16 protein-coding genes are annotated in these 20,489 nt (G+C 63.5%); 13 read left to right on the forward strand and 3 right to left on the reverse strand.

From position 1 onward, the window contains the following. Positions 1-3 precede the first annotated feature (3 nt). Positions 4-1,893, reverse strand: coding sequence for a peptidylprolyl isomerase (locus DYZ14_RS10600; protein WP_154720640.1), 1,890 nt, complete (start codon positions 1,891-1,893; stop codon positions 4-6). A gap of 285 nt (positions 1,894-2,178) precedes the next feature. On the opposite strand from DYZ14_RS10600, the gene DYZ14_RS10605 reads away from it, so the two are divergent. Next, the gene (locus tag DYZ14_RS10605; RefSeq protein WP_232365502.1) at positions 2,179-4,809 is read left to right on the forward strand and encodes a cation-translocating P-type ATPase; all 2,631 of its coding nucleotides are present in this window, start codon (positions 2,179-2,181) and stop codon (positions 4,807-4,809) included. 90 nt (positions 4,810-4,899) lie between these two features. Here DYZ14_RS10605 and gltA read toward each other — a convergent pair whose 3' ends face one another. Further along, positions 4,900-6,189 carry a citrate synthase gene (gene gltA / locus DYZ14_RS10610; RefSeq protein WP_154720642.1) on the reverse strand — a complete coding sequence of 430 codons (1,290 nt, stop codon included), beginning with the start codon at positions 6,187-6,189 and terminating at the stop codon, positions 4,900-4,902. Between the two features lie 281 nt (positions 6,190-6,470). On the opposite strand from gltA, the gene DYZ14_RS10615 reads away from it, so the two are divergent. Then, complete coding sequence (locus tag DYZ14_RS10615) at positions 6,471-9,044, forward strand: ComEC/Rec2 family competence protein (RefSeq protein WP_154720643.1); 2,574 nt, start codon at positions 6,471-6,473, stop codon at positions 9,042-9,044. On the opposite strand, the gene lexA is transcribed toward DYZ14_RS10615, so the two are convergent. Continuing rightward, on the reverse strand, positions 9,025-9,732 hold the full coding sequence (lexA, locus tag DYZ14_RS10620) for a transcriptional repressor LexA (protein ID WP_115669375.1): 708 nt from the start codon (positions 9,730-9,732) through the stop codon (positions 9,025-9,027). The genes DYZ14_RS10615 and lexA overlap by 20 nt on opposite strands. Positions 9,733-9,981: 249 nt before the next feature. On the opposite strand from lexA, the gene DYZ14_RS10625 reads away from it, so the two are divergent. The 11 genes from DYZ14_RS10625 to DYZ14_RS10675 all read left to right on the forward strand — a co-directional run bounded on the left by DYZ14_RS10625 (position 9,982) and on the right by DYZ14_RS10675 (position 20,451). Beyond that, complete coding sequence (locus DYZ14_RS10625; RefSeq protein WP_154720644.1) at positions 9,982-10,875, forward strand: VOC family protein; 894 nt, start codon at positions 9,982-9,984, stop codon at positions 10,873-10,875. After that, positions 10,872-11,720, forward strand: a complete 849-nt coding sequence (gene kdsA / locus DYZ14_RS10630) for a 3-deoxy-8-phosphooctulonate synthase (RefSeq protein ID WP_154720645.1) — start codon at positions 10,872-10,874, stop codon at positions 11,718-11,720. The genes DYZ14_RS10625 and kdsA overlap by 4 nt, the downstream gene beginning before the upstream one ends. A gap of 176 nt (positions 11,721-11,896) precedes the next feature. Beyond that, complete coding sequence (eno, locus tag DYZ14_RS10635) at positions 11,897-13,171, forward strand: phosphopyruvate hydratase (RefSeq protein WP_154720646.1); 1,275 nt, start codon at positions 11,897-11,899, stop codon at positions 13,169-13,171. Between the two features lie 140 nt (positions 13,172-13,311). Continuing rightward, a complete protein-coding gene (locus tag DYZ14_RS10640) occupies positions 13,312-13,632 on the forward strand; it encodes an FtsB family cell division protein (RefSeq protein WP_154720647.1) in 321 nt (106 codons plus the stop codon). A 145-nt stretch (positions 13,633-13,777) separates the two neighbouring features. Beyond that, positions 13,778-14,824, forward strand: a complete 1,047-nt coding sequence (pdhA, locus tag DYZ14_RS10645) for a pyruvate dehydrogenase (acetyl-transferring) E1 component subunit alpha (RefSeq protein ID WP_115669380.1) — start codon at positions 13,778-13,780, stop codon at positions 14,822-14,824. Between the two features lie 15 nt (positions 14,825-14,839). Further along, positions 14,840-16,258 carry a pyruvate dehydrogenase complex E1 component subunit beta gene (locus DYZ14_RS10650; RefSeq protein ID WP_154720648.1) on the forward strand — a complete coding sequence of 473 codons (1,419 nt, stop codon included), beginning with the start codon at positions 14,840-14,842 and terminating at the stop codon, positions 16,256-16,258. 15 nt (positions 16,259-16,273) lie between these two features. After that, complete coding sequence (locus DYZ14_RS10655) at positions 16,274-17,614, forward strand: pyruvate dehydrogenase complex dihydrolipoamide acetyltransferase (RefSeq protein ID WP_154720649.1); 1,341 nt, start codon at positions 16,274-16,276, stop codon at positions 17,612-17,614. An 18-nt stretch (positions 17,615-17,632) separates the two neighbouring features. Beyond that, the gene (locus tag DYZ14_RS10660) at positions 17,633-18,271 is read left to right on the forward strand and encodes an SGNH/GDSL hydrolase family protein (protein ID WP_154720650.1); all 639 of its coding nucleotides are present in this window, start codon (positions 17,633-17,635) and stop codon (positions 18,269-18,271) included. A gap of 93 nt (positions 18,272-18,364) precedes the next feature. Further along, positions 18,365-18,604 (forward strand): YdcH family protein, encoded by a 240-nt coding sequence (locus tag DYZ14_RS10665; protein WP_154720651.1) that lies wholly within the window; start codon positions 18,365-18,367, stop codon positions 18,602-18,604. Between the two features lie 76 nt (positions 18,605-18,680). Then, positions 18,681-20,126: a dihydrolipoyl dehydrogenase gene (gene lpdA / locus DYZ14_RS10670; RefSeq protein ID WP_154720652.1), complete on the forward strand. Its 1,446-nt coding sequence runs from the start codon at positions 18,681-18,683 to the stop codon at positions 20,124-20,126. Between the two features lie 70 nt (positions 20,127-20,196). Then, positions 20,197-20,451, forward strand: coding sequence for a GlsB/YeaQ/YmgE family stress response membrane protein (locus DYZ14_RS10675; protein WP_154720653.1), 255 nt, complete (start codon positions 20,197-20,199; stop codon positions 20,449-20,451). Positions 20,452-20,489: the final 38 nt, after the last annotated feature.

Here is a 20,489-nt window from a genome sequence, read left to right on the forward strand (position 1 = left end):
TCCTTAGCGTACCATGGCCTGTTCGGCGAGCTGCTGGTTGATCGTCACGCCATAGTCGTCCTGCAGGCGATTGACCATCTGGTCGAGAATGTCGTCACCGGCGGCATTGGCGATTTCGGCGATCTGGGCGTCCTCGTTTCCGAGGGCGTCGGTCGAAGGCTGGTCCTTCACGTCCGTCACCTTGAGAAGGATCTGCGTCTCCGGGTCTGCGCCCGGCGCACTTGCGACCATGCCGACAGCGCCGCCAAAGGCCGCCGTCACCGCGGCTGGGCCGAGCACCGCGTCTTCCGTCTGGCGACGGATGCCGACCTTGAATTCGACTGCAATTCCGAGTTCGCCGGCGATCGCGTCCAGCGTCTCGCCCTTGGCCGCCCGCTCCTTGAGGCCCTCGGCCTTTGCGCCCAGCGCAATCTTCTGTTGCTCCGCCGTCCAGTCGGCCGCCGCCTTTTCCCGGACTTCTTCGAGGGTGCGGTCACGCTCGGCGACGATGTCCTTCACTTCGAGCCAGATGAAGCCGTCATTGCCGATGTTGACCGGCAGCGCCTCGACGCCGACGTCGGTCTGGAAGACCTCGGCCAGCAGGGCGTCACGCTCCGGCAGGTTTGGCACGTCCGCTTCGTTTTCGTCCTTGCCGTTGCGATCCGACGCCTTGACGATGAACGGCTTCAGGTTGAGCTGGGTTGCCGCTTCTTCGAGCGTCGAGCCGCCGGCCCGCAGGTCCTCGAACTGGTCATGGACGGTGGCAATGTCCTCCATCGCTGCCGCTTCCGCCAGTGCTTCGCGGATCTCCTCCTTTACCTCGTCAAGGGTGCGAGTCCGGCCTTCCTTGATATTGGTCACGCGCAGGATGACGGGGCCCAGCGCGCCATCGACGACATCGGTCGTCGCGCCTTCCGCCGTCACGGCGAAGGCGGCATCCGCGAGCACGGGATCGGGAAGCTTGTCGCGCGAAAACTCGCCGAGCAGCACATCGCTTGCGGTCTTGCCCTGATCGGCGACCAGCTGGTCGAAGCTCATGCCGGACTTCAGTTCGGCCAAGGCTGCCTCGGCCATCTCTCGGGTTTCGAAGCTCAGCTGTTCGATCGTCCGGGTGCCGGCGATCTCGTAGGTCTTCTTGCGGGCCTCATAGTCCTGACGGATCGCTTCGTCGGAAATCGCCGCCTTGTCGGCGATGTCGGAGGGCTCGAGCTTCACATAGGCAAAGCTGCGGTATTCGGGCGCACGGTAGCGGGCCTTGACCGTCTCGAACCAGGCGGCAAGCGTCGCCTCGTCGGGCGCCTTGATCGGATCGATATTGGCATTGGTCAGCAGCAGGTAGCTCACATCGCGGGTCTGGTTGCGATAGGCTTTCAGTGCATCGATGAGGGTCTTGGGCGCGAGAAAGCCATCCGACGTCGCCTCGACGATCTGGCTGCGCATCGCCACCTTGGAGCGTTCGAGAATGTAGTCGTCTTCACGCAGGCCGGCATTGCGAAGTCGGGTGGTGAAGAGATTGCGGTCGAACTGACCGGTTTCGCTCTTGAAGGCCGGGTCTTCGGCGATAAGCTCGGCCAGGCGGTCCTTGGACAAGCCGAGATTCATGTCCTGCGACAGCTGGTCCAATGCCGCGCCGGCGGCCAGTTGGGCATAGACCTGGCTCGGCACACCGAGGGCTTTCGCCTGCTCCGTGGTCAATTGCTGGCCGAAACGGCGGCCGAGTTCGGCAAGCTGGCGCTGGTAGGCCAGGCTGAACTCGCTGGCGGAGACCTTCTGGTCGCCGACGCTGATGACTGTGTCCGTTGCCGTGTTGAAGAGCGACGCAGAAATGCCCCAGATCCCGAAGGACGCGACAAGCAAGAGCATCAGCATTTTCGCGACCAGCGTACGGGCGCCTTTTCTCAGAACTTCCAGCATCGGAACTCAATCACCTTATTTCAGCTCTTCGCAGACGGCGAAGCGGTTGATGTTCCTTAGAACAAACCGTGGCGGAAATGAAGGCGTGTTCGGCGAAAAGGCGCCGGCCGACGCACCGGTGGTTCTCAGGGGCCGATCGAGCCCGGTTCAGACTGGCGGTGGGCGCGCACGAACCCGGCGCGTTCCGATTTTCATATTGTCGCAATAGCATCGGCATCAATATCGGGTACAACAAAATACTGGCGACGTTCAGATGGTCGACAAGGCGGGGTAGGAATGGCAGCGATGGATAGTGCCACGGGCGAGGTGGGGCTGGGCGTGACCGGACTGACCAGTGTTGAAGCCGGACGAGCGCTGGAGAGATTTGGCGAAAACCGTCTGCCCGTGCCCGCCAGCCCGTCCTTCCTCAAGGTTCTTGCGCTGCAATTCCTCAGTCCGCTGATCTACATCCTGATGGCGTCGGCAGCCCTGTCGATGCTGATCAGCGAGATCACCGACGCAATCTTCATCGCCGTCGTGCTGATGGTCAACGGCATCGTCGGGGCGATCCAGGAATACTCGGCCGGCAAGTCGGCCGAGGCGCTGCGCGCCTTGGAGCAGCCGCACGCGACGGTCATTCGCGACGGCCAGCGCCGGGTGATTGATGCGGCGGGGCTGGTGCCCGACGATCTCGTCATGCTCGAATCCGGCGAGCGCGTTCCGGCCGATATCCGTCTGGTCGAGGCCAACGGACTGCAATGCGACGAGGCCGCCCACACCGGCGAATCGCGGGCGGTAGCGAAGGAGGAGGGAGACACGGTCTATGCCGGCACGATCGTGACGCGTGGCAGGGCCCGTGGCCTGGTGTTCGCCACCGGCCGCCAGACGGAACTCGGCCGGATCGCCGGCGCAATTCAGGAGCGTTCCAGCGCCAAGCCACCGCTGATGATCCGCATGGAGGATTTCACCCGGCTGATCGCCGTTGCGGTCGGTGTGGCCATCGTCTTCCTCATTGCCGTGGGCCTGTGGCGCCAGATGGCGCTCGGCGAATTGCTTACCATGTCGATCGGGCTTGCGGTCAGCGCCATTCCGGAGGGCCTGCCGATTGCGATCACCGTGGCGCTCGCCATAAGCATGCGCCGCATGTCCAAGGTCAATGTGGTGGTGCGCAATCTGCCGGCGGTCGAATCGCTCGGCTCCTGCACCATGATCGCCACCGACAAGACCGGCACGCTGACGCTCAACGAACTGACCGTGACCGATATCCGGCTGCCGGACGGGAGCCATTGGCTGTTCGACACCGGCGTCGATCCGACGGCGGGCGGCATTCGAAACCATGAGGGCGAACGCGACCATCCGAGCCTGGCGGTAAAGCGCCTCTTGCGAGCGGCGACCCTGCCGAACGAGGGCGAACTCGGCCGCACGGATGGCGGCGGTTTCGATCCGATGGGGGATACGGTGGATGTCGCGCTCTTGGCCGCGGCCCACAAGGGTGGGCTCAGCAAGGGCGAGCTCATGGAGAAATACCGCCTGGCGAAGCTCATTCCGTACGAGCCGGAACTGAAATATGCCGCCTCCTTCCATTTGGACGAGGAGCATCTGCACATCTTCGTCAAGGGTGCGCCGGAAATGCTGGCGACCATGTGCGGCACGATGCAGGTCGGCGACCATGCAGTGCCGCTCGATCACGAGCTGTTGCATCGTCAAATGGACGCGATGGCACGCGAGGGGCTCCGGGTTCTGGCTTTCGCCGAGGGGCGAATGGCGCATGCGGGAAACGGCGATTACGGCGACCACATGCTCATCGACCTCTGCTTTCTCGGTTTTGCCGGCATGCAGGACCCGATCAGGCCGGAAGTGCCGGCCGCGCTCGCCGCCTGCCGCACAGCCGGCATCGAAGTGGTGGTGATCACCGGCGACGACCCCCGTACCGCAACCGCGATCGCCCGCGAAGCCGGGCTGACCTTCGCGCCCGGCGATGTCGCGACCGGCGAGGAGGTTGCAGCCGCGATCGCCGCAGGCGAACCGGCTCTCGACGACCTGACCCGGCATGTGCGGGTGTTTGCCCGGGTCAAACCCGACCACAAGCTCGCCATCGTTCGCTCGCTGGCGCGCAACGGTCACTACGTGGCGGTGACCGGCGACGGGGTGAACGACGCGCCGGCGCTGAAGCACGCCCATGTCGGGGTGGCAATGGGCCGGGCCGGAACGGATGTCGCCAAGGAGAGCGCCGACATCATCCTGACCGACGACAATTTCGCTTCCATCGTCGCCGGCATCCGCGAGGGCCGGGTCGCCTACAGCAATATCCGCAAGGTGGTCTTCATGCTGGTGTCGACGGGGGCGGCCGAAGTTCTGCTCTTCCTGCTGGCGATGATCCTCGGCACGCCGATGCCGCTCACCGCGGTGCAACTGCTCTGGCTGAACCTGGTGACCAACGGCGTGCAGGACATCGCCCTGGTGACCGAGCCGGCGGAGGGTGACGAGTTGACGCGGCCGGTGCGCAAGCCGGAGGAATCGCTGTTCGACCCCTTGATGATCCGTCGCATCGTGGTCGCCACCCTGCTGATGGGTGTCGGCGGCTTTGCACTGTTCTACTGGCTGATCTCGACGGGGGTCAGCGAATTCACCGCGCGCAATCTGCTGCTGGTGCTGTTCGTGCTGTTCGAGAACTTCCAATGCATCAACAGTCGCTCCGAGCGACGGTCGGTGTTCCGCCAATCGCTCGCCTCCAATCCATTTCTCCTGGTGGGCATCGTCGGGTCGCAGGCCCTGCATCTCGGAGCGATGTATGTGCCCGGCCTGAACGATCTCCTCGGGATCACGCCGATCGCGCTCGAGGAATGGCTGCTGCTGGCGGCGCTGGCCTCGGTCCTGCTTTTGGTGAGCGAGGTCGAGAAGATCATTTACCGCCGGCAGCTTCTGGCGCGCCCCTGAGCCGGGCTTGTTCGCTGTCGTCGGACGACGCATAGAAAAAGGCCGGCGGAATGCATCCGCCGGCCTTCCTGCTTGCGGGACTTGCCGCGCTTAGCGCTGCGAGACCGGAACGTATTCGCGCTGCGGAGCGCCGGTGTAGAGCTGGCGCGGGCGGCCGATGCGCTGCTGCGGGTCCTCGATCATTTCGTTCCACTGGGCGATCCAGCCGACGGTGCGGGCGAGCGCGAAAAGAACGGTGAACATGGTCGTGGGGAAGCCGAGCGCACGCAAGGTGATACCCGAATAGAAGTCGACGTTCGGGTAGAGCTTCTTTTCCTTGAAGTAGGGGTCGTTGAGCGCGATCTTCTCGAGCTCGAGCGCCACCTGCATCAGCGGATCGTCCGAATGGCCGGTGGCTTCCAGCACTTCGTACATGGTCTTCTGCATGATCTTGGCGCGCGGGTCGTAGTTCTTGTAGACGCGGTGGCCAAAGCCCATCAGGCGGAAGGGGTCGTTCTTGTCCTTGGCGCGGGCGATGTATTCCGGAATACGATCGACGGTGCCGATCTCCTGCAGCATGTTGAGGGCCGCCTCGTTGGCGCCGCCATGGGCCGGGCCCCAGAGGCAGGCGATACCGGCCGCGATGCAGGCGAACGGGTTGGCGCCCGACGAACCGGCGAGACGCACGGTCGAGGTCGAGGCGTTCTGTTCATGGTCGGCATGCAGGATGAAGATGCGGTCCATGGCGCGGGCGAGAACCGGGTTCACCTTGTATTCGTCGCAGGGAACCGCGAAGCACATGCGCAGGAAGTTCGCGGCGTAGTCGAGATCGTTCTTCGGGTAAACGAAGGGCTGGCCGATATGGTACTTGTAGGCCATGGCGGCGATCGTCGGCATCTTGGCGATCATCCGCAGCGAGGCGACCATGCGCTGGTGCGGATCGGTGATGTCGGTCGAGTCGTGGTAGAAGGCCGAGAGCGCGCCGACGGTGCCGACCATGACGGCCATCGGATGAGCGTCGCGGCGGAAGCCGGTGAAGAACTTGCTCATCTGCTCATGCACCATGGTGTGGTGCGTGACGCGATAGTCGAAATCCTTCTTCTGGGCAGCCGTCGGCAGTTCGCCGTAGAGCAGCAGGTAGCAGACTTCGAGGAAGTCGCCCTTCTCGGCGAGTTGCTCGATCGGGTAACCGCGGTGCAGCAGAACGCCTTCGTCGCCGTCGATATAGGTGATCTTGGATTCGCAGGACGCCGTGGAGGTGAAGCCCGGGTCATAGGTAAATGCGCCGGTGTGTTTGTAGAGGGTGCCGATGTCGATGACCTCCGGGCCGATCGTGCCGGCCTTGACAGTCAATTCGACCGTCTTTTCCCCGAGATTCAAAGAAGCGCTTTTGTCCGTCATGCTAATCCTCCGGAATTGGCGGTTAGGCGTCCGAAAGGGCGCCTGGGGTTAAGCGTAGGGATGTAGCTATATGATACGGACGTTAATGCCAAGCTAGCCAAAGGGCAAATTGTGCATTGCAAAAGCGATTATACTGTAAAATCAATTAACCTAAATCGATTGATGAATTTTGGCGGGAAACAGCTTTCCCGTGCACGCATTGCTTGCTAGCCTGCCGTGCAGGGTGTCGCCCCTTCACTTCGGCGGATGTGTCGCCGGAAGGGGCGGGCGGGGAGCGGGACGTGGCGGTTGTCACCGATCGGGGAGCCGGCTTGAGCGAGGTTGGCGGCGCAGCGCCGCCGGCCCCGGTCGCGCGCGCGCCACCGGTACCGGCGGATCAAGGCCGGCACGGTACCGCTTCACCTATTCAGCGGATCCGTGAGAAGGTCGCTGACGGCGGAAGACGGTTCCTCGCCGCATTGTCGCTCGAGCAGGATCACGGCCACTTCTTCCACTCCGTTCCCGTCCTCCTGGGCGCGGGCGCGGTCTTATGGTTCGCCCTTGGGCGGCCTCCCTCGGCAGCGGCCCTGGTCACCTTGTCGGCCGTCTTCGCTGGCGCCGGTCGGTTCGCAGCCATCCGCGATCGCCCCGGTGCTCACCTGCTCGCCGCCGCCGCTCTGGTTTTTGCCGGCATGCTGCTGGCCGACCTGGAGACGCGGCGGGCGGCGACGACGATCCTCGACAGCGGCGTAACGACGATCGTGACCGGGGTGGTCGAGCGGCGTGAGGCGGGCCCGCGGGGGGAGTGGCGCTATCTGGTGCGCGTGACATCCACCGCAGAACCACGGCTGAAGCGTCCGCCCGAGCGGGTCTCGCTCCTGGCGCGAGGCAGCCAGAAGGCGGCTGGTCTCGGAGAAATGCTGACCGGGCGGGCTCGCCTGTCTCCGCCCTCAGGGCCGGCGCTGCCGGGGCTCAACGATTTTGCCTTCTCGAGCTATTTTAGCGGTATCGGCGCAGTTGGGTTCTTTCTCGGCGCGCCACGCCTTCAGGGCGGGGAGAAGGCGGACGACAGCGAGACCGGCTGGGCGGCCGGTGAACGCGTGCTCTTTTCGCTGCGCGACGGAATATCGACCCGCATCCGTGACGTGATCGGCGGCGATCCCGGCGCCTTTGCCGCCTCGATCGTCACCGGGGAACGGCGCGCCATGTCGCGGGAGGCCACCGAGGCGCTTCGTCTTTCGGGGCTCGCCCATATCACCGCCATTTCGGGACTCAACATGGCGCTGGCCTCGGGGATATTCTTCGTCGGCCTGCGCATGGCGCTCAGCCTGCTGCCGGGTCTCGCCCAGGCCATTGCGATCAAGAAGATCGCGGCGGGCGGGGCGCTTGTCGCGGCCTTCGCCTATCTCCTCATTTCCGGCTATCAGGTGTCCGCCGTGCGCGCCTTCCTGATGACCGCGATCATGCTGATCGCGGTCTTGTTCGACCGGCCGGCGATCAGCCTGCGCAACCTGTCGCTCGCGGCGATCGTCATCATTACGCTGACACCCTCGGCGGTGATGGGGCCGAGCTTTCAGATGTCGTTTGCCGCGACCGCGGCCCTGATCGCCGGATATGCGGCATGGCGCCGCCGGCCGCGCCGGAGCGGGCTCAGGCTCTCTTTCCCTGGAGCCAGGCTGCTGGGCGAGGGCGGCAAGCTGATCGGCGGCACATTCCTCACCTCCCTCATCGGCGGCCTGTCGACGGCCATTTTTGCCATCGCCCATTTCCACCGCATGGCGCCGCACGGTCTTGAGGCCAATCTCGCGGCGATGCCGATCATCTCGATGATGGTCATGCCGGCCGGCCTGATCGCCATGCTGCTGATGCCCTTCGGCCTCGATCAGCCGTTCCTGGCGATCATGGGCCTGGGCCTGGAATGGGTGCTGGTGATCGCGCACGCGGTGGCCGGCTGGGACGAGCCGATCGGCTTTGCCCGGATGCCCCTCTGGTTCCTGCCGACGGCATCGCTTGGCCTGCTGCTCCTGACGCTGCTGCGAACCGGGCTGCGACATGCCGGCAGTGCCGTGCTGGCAGTCGTCTTGGCGATTCTCGTCCTGCGCCCCGTAACGCCGGCTCCCGACATCCTGGTTTCGGAAGACGGCCGGCTGGTCGGTTTGCCGGGGCCGCCGGAAAGCGTCGCAACCAATCGCGCTCGACCGCCGCGTTTCATCTTCGACCAGTGGCAGGCGGCCCTCAGGCTCAAGACCCATGTCGGACCACAGGACGTGCAGGCGGCGGCGACCGGGCCGCCCCGAAAGACACCGCCGCCATCGACGGCCTTGGTGCCCGCCGGTGCGGCGTCGCCCGGCGAGCCTCGCGAGACGTCCAGGATAGCGCAGAGGCGACAATGGTCGGAACAGGAGATCCAGGCGGCCCGCGCGCTCATGCGCGAGGCCGTCAAGGCTAGCGGGCCGGGACGATTTCAGTGCGCGTCAAAACTGTGGTGCGTGGCGCAGGTCCGCGACGGGTGGACCATCGCCACGGTGGACGAGCCCGCCTTGGTCGGCGGTGCCTGCGACGTGGCCGACATCGTCATATCGGCGCGGCGGGTGGGTTTTTCGGCCTGCCGCTCGGGCGCCCGCCTTTTGACCGCCGAAACACTGCGTCGCAGCGGCGCCGTCGAAATCCGTCTCGGCCGACAGGGTGCCGGCGAAATGGCGCTGGCCACATCCTTCGAGGGCCCGGCGCGGGCCTGGTCGATCCACCGCCGCTATGACTGGCGCAGCGACAGTTTCCTCAGCGAAACCGCGCCGGAAACCGCAGGTCCGGCGGTCTTCGAGCCGACGGTTCCCGACAGGGCGGATATCGAGCCGATCAGTGATAGCGGCGGATGAGGCCGACCAGCTTGCCCTGAATCTTGACCCGGTCCGGGCCAAAGATGCGGGTTTCGTAGGCCGGGTTCGCGGCTTCCAGCGCAATCGATGCGCCGCGGCGGCGGAAGCGCTTGAGCGTAGCCTCCTCGTCGTCGACCAGGGCGACGATGATATCGCCGGGATTGGCGTTGGAGGCGTTGCGGATGATGACCGTGTCGCCGTCCAGGATACCGGCCTCGATCATCGAATCGCCCTTGACTTCGAGCGCGTAATGCTCGCCGGACCCCAGCATTTCGGCCGGAACGGTGATGTCGTGGGTGTTGTTCTGGATCGCCGAAATCGGCACGCCCGCCGCGATGCGCCCCATGACGGGAACACTGACCGAATTCGAGGCCTCCTCGACGGCTTTTGGTGCAACGGCCGGCGACTTGCCGAGGCTGCCTTCGATGACACTCGGCGAAAAGCCGCGGCGCGGCTGCAAGCTGGACGTATAGGCCTCCGGGAGCTTGATCACTTCGAGCGCCCGGGCCCGGTTCGGCAGGCGCCGGATGAAGCCCCGTTCTTCGAGCGCAGTGATCAGTCGGTGGATGCCCGACTTGGAGGCGAGGTCGAGCGCATCCTTCATTTCGTCGAAGGAGGGCGGGACGCCCGATTCCTTCATCCGCTCGTGGATGAACAGAAGCAGTTCCTGTTGCTTGCGCGTCAGCATGTTGCGGTGCCTCAATTGGTGAAACAAATACGGAACATACACTATATGTTCCATTTGTGTTCCGCAAGTGCCTAAGATTCCGTGAAGTGTGCGATGCGAAACGAGATTCTTCCGAAATGCCATGTCCGGGGCAAAGCCATTGCACCGGCATGATCTATGACGAAGATCCGGGCAGGCCGGCCAGCTTGCCAAGACGGACCAAATGGCGCAAACCTCCGCCGCATCACGCCCGCCGACCAGAGGTGCAGAATGTCCGCGCTCAACGTACCACGGGGTCTCGACCACCTCGTCCTTCCCGTCCAGTCGCTCGAGGCGGCGCGAGAGCGCCTGACGACACTGGGTTTCACCGTCGCGCCCGATGCGCGACATCCATTCGGGACGGAGAATGCCTGCGTGTTCTTCGCCGACGACACCTATCTGGAGCCGCTGGCGATCGCCAGCCGCGAAGATTGCGAGGCGGCAGCCAAAACCGGCAATGTTTTCCTCGCGCGCGACCAGGCGTTCCGCTTCCGCAACGGCCCGGAAGGTCTGTCGGCGATTGTCGTCAAGACCGACGATGCCGAGGCCGACCACCGGCGGTTCCTTGGGGAGGGATGTTCCGCCGGTCCGTTGCTGCATTTCGAACGCATGTTCAAGATGGCGGACGGATCGGAGGTCCTGGGCGGCTTCAAGCTGGCCTTTGCCGCCGACCTGCGCGCGCCGGATTTCTTCCTGTTTGCCTGCGAGCGTGTCAATCCGCTGCCGGCCGATCGTGGCGCGATGGCGCGACACGCAAACGGCGCGCTCGGCCTGTCGACCGTCGTGCTCGGCGAGGACAATCCGAGCGATTTCCAGTACCTGCTGGAGGAAGTTTTCGAACAACGTGCGGTCGAGGCCCATTCCTTCGGCCTTTCGCTGCAATCAGCCAATGTCACTGTCGAGGTCCTGACACCGGCCGGGCTGTCCGGTTATTTCGGGCTTGATACCGAAGATTGCGGACGCGGGCTCAAGGGGCGGCTGATCGTCATCAAGGTTGCCGATATCGGCGTGACAGAACAGCTGCTCGCTGCTAAGGGCATCGTATTCAGCCGCCGCGGCGCGCGCCTGGTTGTTCCGCATGAGGTCGGGCAGGGCGTGCCCTTTGTATTCGAGGAAGTTCGATGAGCAATCCGACAAATTCCGAAGTCGTCGTTGGCGAAGGAGCCGCCAAGGTCGTCTTCTCCAATTCCAAGCGCTTTTCGCTGATCGCCGGCCCGTGCCAGATGGAAAGCCGCGACCATGCCTTCATGGTTGCGGGCAAGCTTTCGGAGATTTGCCGCGAATTGGGGCTCGGCCTCGTCTACAAGTCGTCCTACGACAAGGCGAACCGCACCTCGCTTTCGGCCGAGCGCGGCATCGGGCTTGAAAAGGCGATGGAGGTCTTTGCCGATCTCAAGAAGGAATACGGCTTCCCGGTCATCACCGACGTGCACACCGAAGAGCACTGCCGCCTGGTCGCGCCGACCGTCGACGTCCTGCAGATCCCGGCCTTTTTGTGCCGGCAGACCGATCTTCTGGTGGCCGCGGCCCAGACCGGCCGCGTGATCAACGTCAAGAAGGGGCAGTTTCTCGCCCCCTGGGACATGAAGAACGTGCTGAACAAGATCAATGCCAGCGGCAACTCGAACGTGCTTTTGTGCGAGCGCGGCGCGTCCTTCGGCTACAACACGCTCGTGTCCGACATGCGTTCCCTGCCGATCATGGCGGAAACCGGCGCGCCGGTCATCTTCGACGCCACCCATTCGGTGCAGCAGCCCGGCGGGCAGGGTGGATCGTCCGGCGGCGAACGGAAATTCGTCGAAACTCTGGCTCGGGCGGCGGTGGCGGTCGGGGTTGCCGGCGTGTTCATCGAGACCCACCAGGACCCGGACAACGCCCCTTGCGACGGCCCGAACATGATCGACCTCAAGGACCTGCCGCGCCTGCTGGAAAAGCTGCTAGCCTTCGACGCGATCGCCAAGGCTGCCTGACATCGATTGCAGCAAGCTGCGGATTTCACGGACGCCGGCCCCAGGGCCGGCGCCTTGCGTTGGAGCGAGGGCCCGCTATCGCCTTTCGGCTTCTGTCATGTCGCTGCCATTGTATTTTCCGCATCATCGATTAAGACAGGCCATCCTCAATCCGACCCATTAGCAGGGAGGCTCCCATGACTGCCATCACCGACATTATCGGCCGCGAAATTCTCGACAGCCGCGGCAACCCGACCATCGAGGTCGATGTCTATCTCGAAGACGGCAGCATGGGCCGTGCGGCCGTTCCGTCGGGTGCCTCGACCGGTGCGCATGAAGCCGTCGAACTGCGTGACGGCGGCAGCCGCTATCTCGGCAAGGGCGTCGAAAAGGCCGTCGAGGCCGTCAACACCGAGATCTTCGACGCGATCGGTGGTCTCGAAGCCGAGAACCAGATCCAGATCGACAATCTGATGATCGAGCTCGATGGCACGGCGAACAAGTCGCGCCTCGGCGCCAATGCCATCCTTGGGGTTTCGCTGGCCATCGCCAAGGCCGCCGCCGAAGCCACCGGCCTGCCGCTCTATCGCTATGTCGGCGGCCCCAACGCCCATATGCTCCCCGTTCCGATGATGAACATCATCAATGGCGGCGCGCATGCCGACAATCCGATCGACTTCCAGGAATTCATGATCATGCCGGTCGGCACCGACAACATGCGCGATGCTGTGCGCATGGGCTCGGAAGTCTTCCACACCCTGCGCAAGGAACTGGCGGCCCAGGGTCACAACACCAATGTCGGCGACGAGGGTGGTTTTGCCCCCGGCCTGAACAGCGCGCCGGAAGCCCTCGACTTCATCATGAAGTCGATCGAGAAGGCCGGATACCGGCCGGGCGAGGACATCTATCTGGCGCTCGACTGCGCATCGACCGAGTTCTTCAAGGACGGCAAGTATGTGATGGAAGGCGAGGGCCGCACCCTCGAGCCGGAAGCCATGGCCGAATACCTCGCCGAACTGGCCGCCAAGTATCCGATCATCTCGATCGAGGACGGCATGGCCGAGGACGACTGGGACGGCTGGAAGGCGCTGACCGACAAGATCGGCAATTCCTGCCAGCTGGTCGGCGACGACCTGTTCGTCACCAACTCGTCCCGCCTGCGCGACGGTATCAAGATGGGCGTTGCCAATTCCATCCTGGTCAAGGTCAACCAGATCGGCTCGCTGACGGAAACGCTCGACGCCGTCGAAACGGCGCACAAGGCGGGTTATACGGCCGTCATGTCGCACCGCTCGGGTGAAACCGAGGATTCGACGATCGCCGACCTTTCGGTCGCCACCAATTGCGGACAGATCAAGACTGGCTCGCTGTCGCGCTCGGATCGTCTGGCAAAATACAACCAGTTGATCCGCATCGAGGAGATGCTCGGTCCGCAGGCCCGCTACGCAGGTACGTCGATCCTGCGCGCCTGATCGCATGAAGTCATGCTTGAGCGGCCGCGTCCTCACAAGGGGCGCGGCTTTTTCTTTGCTCCAGCCGTTACGGTCAACGATCGGTTAAGCTCTGGCCGATATTTTGAAATCATAGTTTTGCGTTTCAGGGCACGAGCGGCATGTGGACCAGGCACCATAAGAAGAAAAAGATCGGTCGTCTCATCCTGCCCGCCGTCACCATCGCCTTTCTGTCCTATTTCGGCTATCATTCCATCCATGGCGACTATGGCTTGCGTGCCAGCCAGGAATTCGAACGGCAGCGGATGGTCCGCAGTGCCGAACTGGCCGAGCTGGTTGCCCATCGCCAGCAGTTGGAGCGGCAGGTGGAATTGCTCAGCGATGGCTCGCTCGAGAGAGACATGATGGATGAGAAGGCGCGATATCAACTCAACATGTCGCGGCCGGACGAGATTGTCATTTTTGACGTCTACCTCGATTAACTGAAATCCAGTTAATTTAAAATTCCGTCGTTGATTCATAGGTTTAGGCGGAATGTGTGCCATGCATTTATGGCATTGCCGAGCGGGCTGTTCTTGCCTATTCTACTGCCCAACAAAGACCCGAGATAAGCCCAGGGAGGGATGAATGGCGCCGCGAAAAGCCGCGACTGCTGCCGGTCGCAAGACCACTGCCAAACCAGCCAAGAAGGATTTCACCGAGGGGGCGATTGCCGAGTTCGATCGCGAAGCCGAGCTCAAGTCCTATCGCGAAATGCTGCTGATCCGGCGTTTCGAGGAGAAGGCCGGGCAGCTCTACGGCATGGGCTTCATCGGCGGCTTCTGTCACCTCTACATCGGCCAGGAAGCTGTGGTCGTCGGCATGCAGATGGCGCTGAAGGATGGCGACCAGGTCATTACCGGCTATCGTGACCACGGCCACATGCTGGCCTGCGGCATGAGTGCGCGCGGCGTGATGGCCGAGCTTACCGGGCGTCGTGGCGGCTTGTCCAAGGGCAAGGGCGGCTCGATGCACATGTTCTCCAAGGAGAAGAACTTCTACGGCGGCCACGGTATCGTCGGCGCCCAGGTCTCGCTCGGTACGGGTCTGGCTTTTGCCAATCGTTACCGTGACAACGGTCAGATCTCGGTTGCCTATTTCGGCGATGGTGCTGCCAACCAGGGCCAGGTCTACGAGAGCTTCAACATGGCCGAACTGTGGAAGCTGCCGGTCATCTACGTGATCGAGAACAACCGCTATGCCATGGGCACCGCGGTGTCGCGCGCCTCGGCGCAGACGAATTTCGCCCAGCGTGGCGTGGCCTTCAATATTCCGGGCCTGCAGGTCGACGGCATGGATGTGCGCGCGGTCAAGGCGGCCGCCGACCAGGCGGCTGAATACTGCCGCTCCGGCAAGGGTCCGGTCATCCTCGAAATGATGACCTACCGCTATCGTGGTCACTCCATGTCCGACCCGGCCAAGTACCGTTCCAAGGATGAAGTGCAGAAGATGCGCTCCGAACACGACCCGATCGAGCAGGTGCGGGCGCGCCTGCTGGAAAAGGGCTGGGCGAGCGAAGAGGAGCTGAAGGCGATCGACAAGGACGTCCGCGATATCGTCGCCGACAGTGCCGATTTCGCCCAGGCCGATCCGGAGCCGGATGTATCCGAGCTCTACACCGACATTCTTCTGTAAGCGGGGAGGGAACCCATGCCGATCGAAATTTTGATGCCCGCCCTCTCTCCGACGATGGAAGAAGGCACGCTCTCCAAATGGATCAAGAAGGAAGGCGACACCGTCAAGTCCGGCGACGTGATCGCCGAGATCGAGACGGACAAGGCGACCATGGAAGTGGAAGCCGTCGATGAAGGCGTGCTCGGCAAGTTGCTGATTGCCGCCGGCACCGAGAACGTCAAGGTCAACACGCCGATCGCCGTGCTGCTGCAGGATGGCGAGAGCGCTTCCGACTTCGGGACCGCAAAGCCGGCCGAGCCGGCCAAGGCCGATGCCGATACCCCGGCTGCCACCGCTGGTGCTGCCGGCGGCAAGGCCCGCGAAGCCAAGGACGAACTTCCGAGTGGCGCCAAGGCGCCGGCCGCACCCAAGGTCGAAGCCGCCGCCGACCCGGACATTCCGGCCGGCACGGCAATGGTCACCATGACGGTGCGTGAAGCGCTGCGCGAGGCCATGGCCGAGGAAATGCGCGCCAATCCGGACGTCTTCATCATGGGTGAGGAAGTCGCCGAATACCAGGGCGCCTACAAGATCACGCAAGGGCTGCTGCAGGAATTCGGCGCCAAGCGCGTCGTCGACACCCCGATCACCGAACACGGCTTTGCCGGCGTCGGCGTCGGTGCGGCCATGGCCGGCCTGCGTCCCATCGTCGAGTTCATGACCTTCAACTTCGCCATGCAGGCGATCGACCAGATCATCAATTCGGCTGCCAAGACCCTCTACATGTCGGGCGGTCAGATGGGCGCGCCAATCGTGTTCCGCGGCCCGAACGGGGCTGCTGCCCGCGTCGGCGCCCAGCACAGCCAGGATTATGCCGCCTGGTACAGCCATATCCCCGGCCTCAAGGTCATCCAGCCCTATACGGCGGCCGACGCCAAGGGCCTTTTGAAGGCCGCGATCCGCGATCCGAACCCGGTGATCTTCCTCGAGAACGAGATCCTCTACGGTCATTCGTTCGAAGTGCCGAAGATGGACGACTTCGTTCTGCCGATCGGCAAGGCGCGGATCCACAAGGTGGGCAAGGACGCCACCATCGTCTCCTTCGGCATCGGCATGACCTATGCGGTCAAGGCGGCCGAGGAACTGGCCAAGGACGGCATCGACGTCGAAATCATCGACCTTCGCACCATCCGCCCGATGGACCTGCCGACCGTCATCGAATCGGTGAAGAAGACCGGCCGCCTGGTGACCGTCGAGGAGGGCTATCCGCAGTCATCCGTCGGCACGGAAATCGCCACCCGCGTGATGCAGCAGGCCTTCGACTATCTTGATGCGCCGATCCTGACGATCGCCGGCAAGGACGTTCCGATGCCTTACGCCGCCAATCTCGAAAAGCTCGCTCTGCCGAATGTCGGCGAAGTGGTCGAGGCGGTCAAAACCGTCTGCTACAAGTAACGGGAGGGTCAGCATATGCCGATCAACATTACGATGCCGGCACTCTCCCCGACCATGGAAGAGGGCAATCTGTCCAAGTGGCTGGTCAAGGAAGGCGACAAGGTCAAATCCGGCGACGTGATCGCCGAGATCGAGACCGACAAGGCGACGATGGAAGTCGAAGCCGTCGATGAAGGCACGGTCGCCAAGCTCGTCGTGCCGGCCGGTACGGAAGCGGTCAAGGTCAATGCCCTGATCGCCATTCTGGCGGCTGACGGCGAAGACGTCGCGGCGGCTGCCGCTGGCGGCGGCTCCGCCGCGCCGGCAAAAGCCGAGGCAGCGCCTGCCAAGGCCGAAGCGGCGCCCGCCGCATCTCAACCGATCACCGACAAGGCACCGGCGCCTTCGACGCCGGCGCCCGTCGCCAAGTCCGGCGAACGCGTGTTCGCCTCGCCGCTCGCCCGTCGCCTGGCCAAGGAAGCCGGTGTCGAGTTGTCTGCCGTATCGGGTTCCGGTCCGCATGGCCGCGTCGTCAAGAGCGACGTCGAGAAGGCCGTTGCCGGAGATGGCGCCAAGGCTGCTCCGGCGGCTGCGACTGCTGCTGCACCTGCTGCTGCCGCGCCGGCCATGGCCAAGGGCGCGTCGGAGGAGGCCGTGCTCAAGCTGTTCGAGCCGGGTTCCTACGAGCTCGTGCCGCATGACGGCATGCGCAAGACCATCGCCAAGCGGCTGGTCGAATCCAAGCAGACCATCCCGCATTTCTACGTCACCGTCGATTGCGAACTGGATGCGCTGCTGGCGCTGCGCGCCCAGCTGAACGATGCCGCCCCCCGCAAGGACGGCGCGCCGGCCTACAAGCTTTCGGTGAACGACATGATCATCAAGGCGATGGCCATGGCGCTGACGGAAGTGCCGGATGCCAACGTCTCGTGGACCGAGACCAACATGGTCAAGCACCGCCACGCCGATGTCGGCGTCGCCGTGTCGATCCCGGGCGGCCTGATCACGCCGATCATCCGGCATGCGGAGCTGAAGACGCTGTCTGCCATCTCCAACGAGATGAAGGATCTCGGCAAGCGCGCCAAGGACCGCAAGCTGAAGCCGGAAGAATACCAGGGCGGCACCACTTCGGTGTCGAACATGGGCATGATGGGCGTCAAGCAGTTCGCCGCCGTCATCAACCCGCCGCATGCGACGATCCTTGCGGTCGGCGCCGGCGAGCAGCGGGTGGTGGTGAGACAAGGCGAGATGAAGATCGCCAATGTCATGTCGGTGACGCTCTCGACCGACCATCGCTGCGTCGACGGCGCGCTCGGAGCCGAACTGCTCGGCGCCTTCAAGCGCTACATCGAAAACCCGATGGGCATGCTCGTCTAAGGGCGGAGGCGGACGGCGATGAAATCCGTTCTGTGCTACGGCGACAGCCTGACCTGGGGATACGATCCGCAAACGGTCGGTCGCCATTCGCATGGCGACCGCTGGCCGAGCGTTCTCGGTGCCGCACTCGGGCCTGAGGTCAATGTGATCGCCGAAGGCCTGAACGGACGCACGACCGCCTATGACGACCATCTCGCCGACTGCGAACGCAACGGCGTGAAGCTGCTGCCGAGCGTCCTGGAGAGCCACAAACCGCTGGACCTGGTGATTCTCCTGCTCGGCACCAACGACATGAAGCGCGGCATTTCCGGCACGGCGATCGGCGCGACCAAGGGGATCGACCGGCTGGTCAAGCTGATCCGGCACCACGACTGGGGTTTTGGCTTCGAGGTGCCGGAGATTCTGATCGTCGCGCCGCCGGCGATCTGCGAAACGGCGAATGCGCCGTTCGCGGCGATGTTCCGCGGCGCGATCGACGAATCGGCGATGCTGGCAAGCTTCTACCGGGACCTCGCGGACGAGACGGGTTGCGGTTTCTTCGATGCCGGTTCGGTTGCGCAGACCAGCCCGCTCGACGGCATCCATCTCGACGCCGACAACACGAGGGCGATCGGGCGAGGGCTCGAGCCGGTGGTGCGCATGCTGCTGGGGATTTGACCGAATACCCGGCGAAAGTTGATCAAGATCAAGGGAGTGGCGTTTTCGGGTGAATAGGCTACAGGTATCGACCGACACAAGAGGAGATACCGAATGTCGAATACCCCGCACGAAATCCACGACGAGTTTCCGGAATATGCGGACAAGATGCATGCGCTCAAGGTGAGCGACGAGCGTTTTGCCAAGATGCTTGAGGATTACCGCGACGTGAACCGCGCCATCCATCGTTCGGAAACCGAAGTGGAGCCGGTCGGCGACGTCGAGATGGAAACCATGCGCAAGCAGCGCATGGTTCTGAAGGATGAAATCTACGGGATGCTGACCAAGGCCTGATCAGGTCCGTCTTCATCCCCCGGAAGGGCTCCGCCTCAAAGGTGGAGCCCACCCGCCAAAGAGGAGATGAAGACCAGTGTCGAATGCCTATGACGTTCTCATTATCGGCTCCGGCCCCGGCGGCTACATTGCCGCGATCCGTGCCGCCCAGCTGGGCTTCAAGACTGCTATCGTCGAGCGCGAACATCTCGCCGGCATCTGCTCCAACTGGGGCTGCATCCCCACCAAGGCGCTGCTGCGATCGGCCGAAGTCCTGCATCTCGCCGAACACGCCAAGAATTACGGCCTGACGCTCGAAGGCAAGATCACGCCGGACCTCAAGGCGATCATCGCCCGTTCGCGAGGCATTGCCGAGCGCATGAACGGCGGCGTCGGCTTCCTGATGAAGAAGAACAAGGTCGACATCATCTGGGGCGAGGCCAAGCTCACCAAGCCCGGCGAAGTCGTCGTCTCCAAGACCACCAAGACGATCGTCCAGCCGCAGGCGCCGCTGCCTAAGAACACGCTGGGCGAGGGCACCTACACCGCCAAGCACATCATCATCGCCACCGGCGCGCGCCCGCGTGCGCTGCCCGGCATCGAGCCGGACGGCAAGCTGATCTGGACCTATTTCGAGGCGATGAACCCGGATGCAATGCCGAAGTCGCTGCTGGTCATGGGATCCGGCGCCATCGGCATCGAGTTCGCCTCCTTCTACCGCACCATGGGCGTCGACGTGACCGTGGTCGAGGTGATGAGCCAGGTCATGCCGGTCGAGGATGCCGAGATCTCGGCCTTCGCCAAGAAGCAGTTCGACAAGCAGGGCATGAAGATCCTGCTGGAGGCCAAGGTCGCCAAGGTCGAGAAGAATGGCAATTCCATCACCGCCCATGTCGAGAAGAAGGACGGAACGGTCGAGAAGATCACGGCGGACCGGATGATCTCGGCGGTCGGCGTGCAGGCCAATATCGAGAATATCGGCCTGGAGGCGCTCGGCGTGAAGACCGATCGCGGCTTCATCGCCATCGACGGCTACGGAAAGACCAACGTCGCGGGCATCTATGCGATCGGCGACGTGGCCGGCCCGCCGATGCTCGCCCATAAGGCCGAGCACGAGGCCGTCATCTGCGTCGAGAAGATCGCCGGTCTGCCGAATGTCCATCCAATGGACAAGGCCAAGATCCCCGGCTGCACCTATTGTAATCCGCAGGTGGCCTCCGTCGGCCTGACCGAAGCCAAGGCGAAGGCGGAAGGCCGCGACATCCGCGTCGGCCGCTTCCCCTTCGTCGCCAATGGCAAGGCGATCGCGCTCGGCGAGGACCAGGGCATGGTCAAGACCATCTTCGACAAGAAGACTGGCGAACTCCTGGGCGCGCATCTGGTCGGAGCGGAAGTGACGGAACTGATCCAGGGCTTCGTCGTGGCGATGAACCTCGAAACCACCGAGGAAGAGCTCATGCACACGATCTTCCCGCATCCGACCATTTCCGAAACGCTGAAGGAAAGCGTGCTCGACGCCTATGGCAGGGCGCTCAACGCCTAAAGGCGAGTTGTGGGGCCGGGTCCCGCCGCCTATATAGGGGCGGAATCTCTTTGAAGCGAAGGAATAGGCAATGGCTGGGTTTGAAATTGGCTGGTTCCTGACCATCATCGTCGGCGGCTTTGCCGGTTGGATGGCGGGCAAGTTCCTGGACATGCGCTACGGCATCATCATGAACATCATCATCGGGATTGTCGGCGCGGTGGTGGCCGCCGCCATCTTCCGGCGTTTCGGCGTCGTGATCCAGGGCGACTGGCTCGGCTTCCTGCTGACCAGCTTCGTCGGCGCCAGTCTGCTTCTCTACGCGGTGAAACTGCTTCGCCGCTAGGGCAGCTTATCAACCACAAAGGGGTGGCATTGCATGTT

The organism is Ciceribacter sp. T2.26MG-112.2 (assembly GCF_900492205.1).
Taxonomy (GTDB): Bacteria; Pseudomonadota; Alphaproteobacteria; order Rhizobiales; family Rhizobiaceae; genus Allorhizobium; species Allorhizobium naphthalenivorans_A.

What these genes read in the sequence shown, in the direction of transcription:
- gltA (WP_154720642.1), bottom strand. Translation starts at nt 6,189, where the DNA reads ATGACGGACAAAAGCGCTTCTTTGAATCTCGGGGAAAAGACGGTCGAA.
- DYZ14_RS10650 (WP_154720648.1), top strand. Translation starts at nt 14,840, where the DNA reads ATGCCGATCGAAATTTTGATGCCCGCCCTCTCTCCGACGATGGAAGAA.
- DYZ14_RS10625 (WP_154720644.1), top strand. Translation starts at nt 9,982, where the DNA reads ATGTCCGCGCTCAACGTACCACGGGGTCTCGACCACCTCGTCCTTCCC.
- DYZ14_RS10605 (WP_232365502.1), top strand. Translation starts at nt 2,179, where the DNA reads ATGGATAGTGCCACGGGCGAGGTGGGGCTGGGCGTGACCGGACTGACC.
- DYZ14_RS10600 (WP_154720640.1), bottom strand. Translation starts at nt 1,893, where the DNA reads ATGCTGGAAGTTCTGAGAAAAGGCGCCCGTACGCTGGTCGCGAAAATG.
- lexA (WP_115669375.1), bottom strand. Translation starts at nt 9,732, where the DNA reads ATGCTGACGCGCAAGCAACAGGAACTGCTTCTGTTCATCCACGAGCGG.
- DYZ14_RS10655 (WP_154720649.1), top strand. Translation starts at nt 16,274, where the DNA reads ATGCCGATCAACATTACGATGCCGGCACTCTCCCCGACCATGGAAGAG.
- DYZ14_RS10665 (WP_154720651.1), top strand. Translation starts at nt 18,365, where the DNA reads ATGTCGAATACCCCGCACGAAATCCACGACGAGTTTCCGGAATATGCG.
- pdhA (WP_115669380.1), top strand. Translation starts at nt 13,778, where the DNA reads ATGGCGCCGCGAAAAGCCGCGACTGCTGCCGGTCGCAAGACCACTGCC.
- DYZ14_RS10640 (WP_154720647.1), top strand. Translation starts at nt 13,312, where the DNA reads ATGTGGACCAGGCACCATAAGAAGAAAAAGATCGGTCGTCTCATCCTG.
- kdsA (WP_154720645.1), top strand. Translation starts at nt 10,872, where the DNA reads ATGAGCAATCCGACAAATTCCGAAGTCGTCGTTGGCGAAGGAGCCGCC.
- DYZ14_RS10675 (WP_154720653.1), top strand. Translation starts at nt 20,197, where the DNA reads ATGGCTGGGTTTGAAATTGGCTGGTTCCTGACCATCATCGTCGGCGGC.
- eno (WP_154720646.1), top strand. Translation starts at nt 11,897, where the DNA reads ATGACTGCCATCACCGACATTATCGGCCGCGAAATTCTCGACAGCCGC.
- DYZ14_RS10660 (WP_154720650.1), top strand. Translation starts at nt 17,633, where the DNA reads ATGAAATCCGTTCTGTGCTACGGCGACAGCCTGACCTGGGGATACGAT.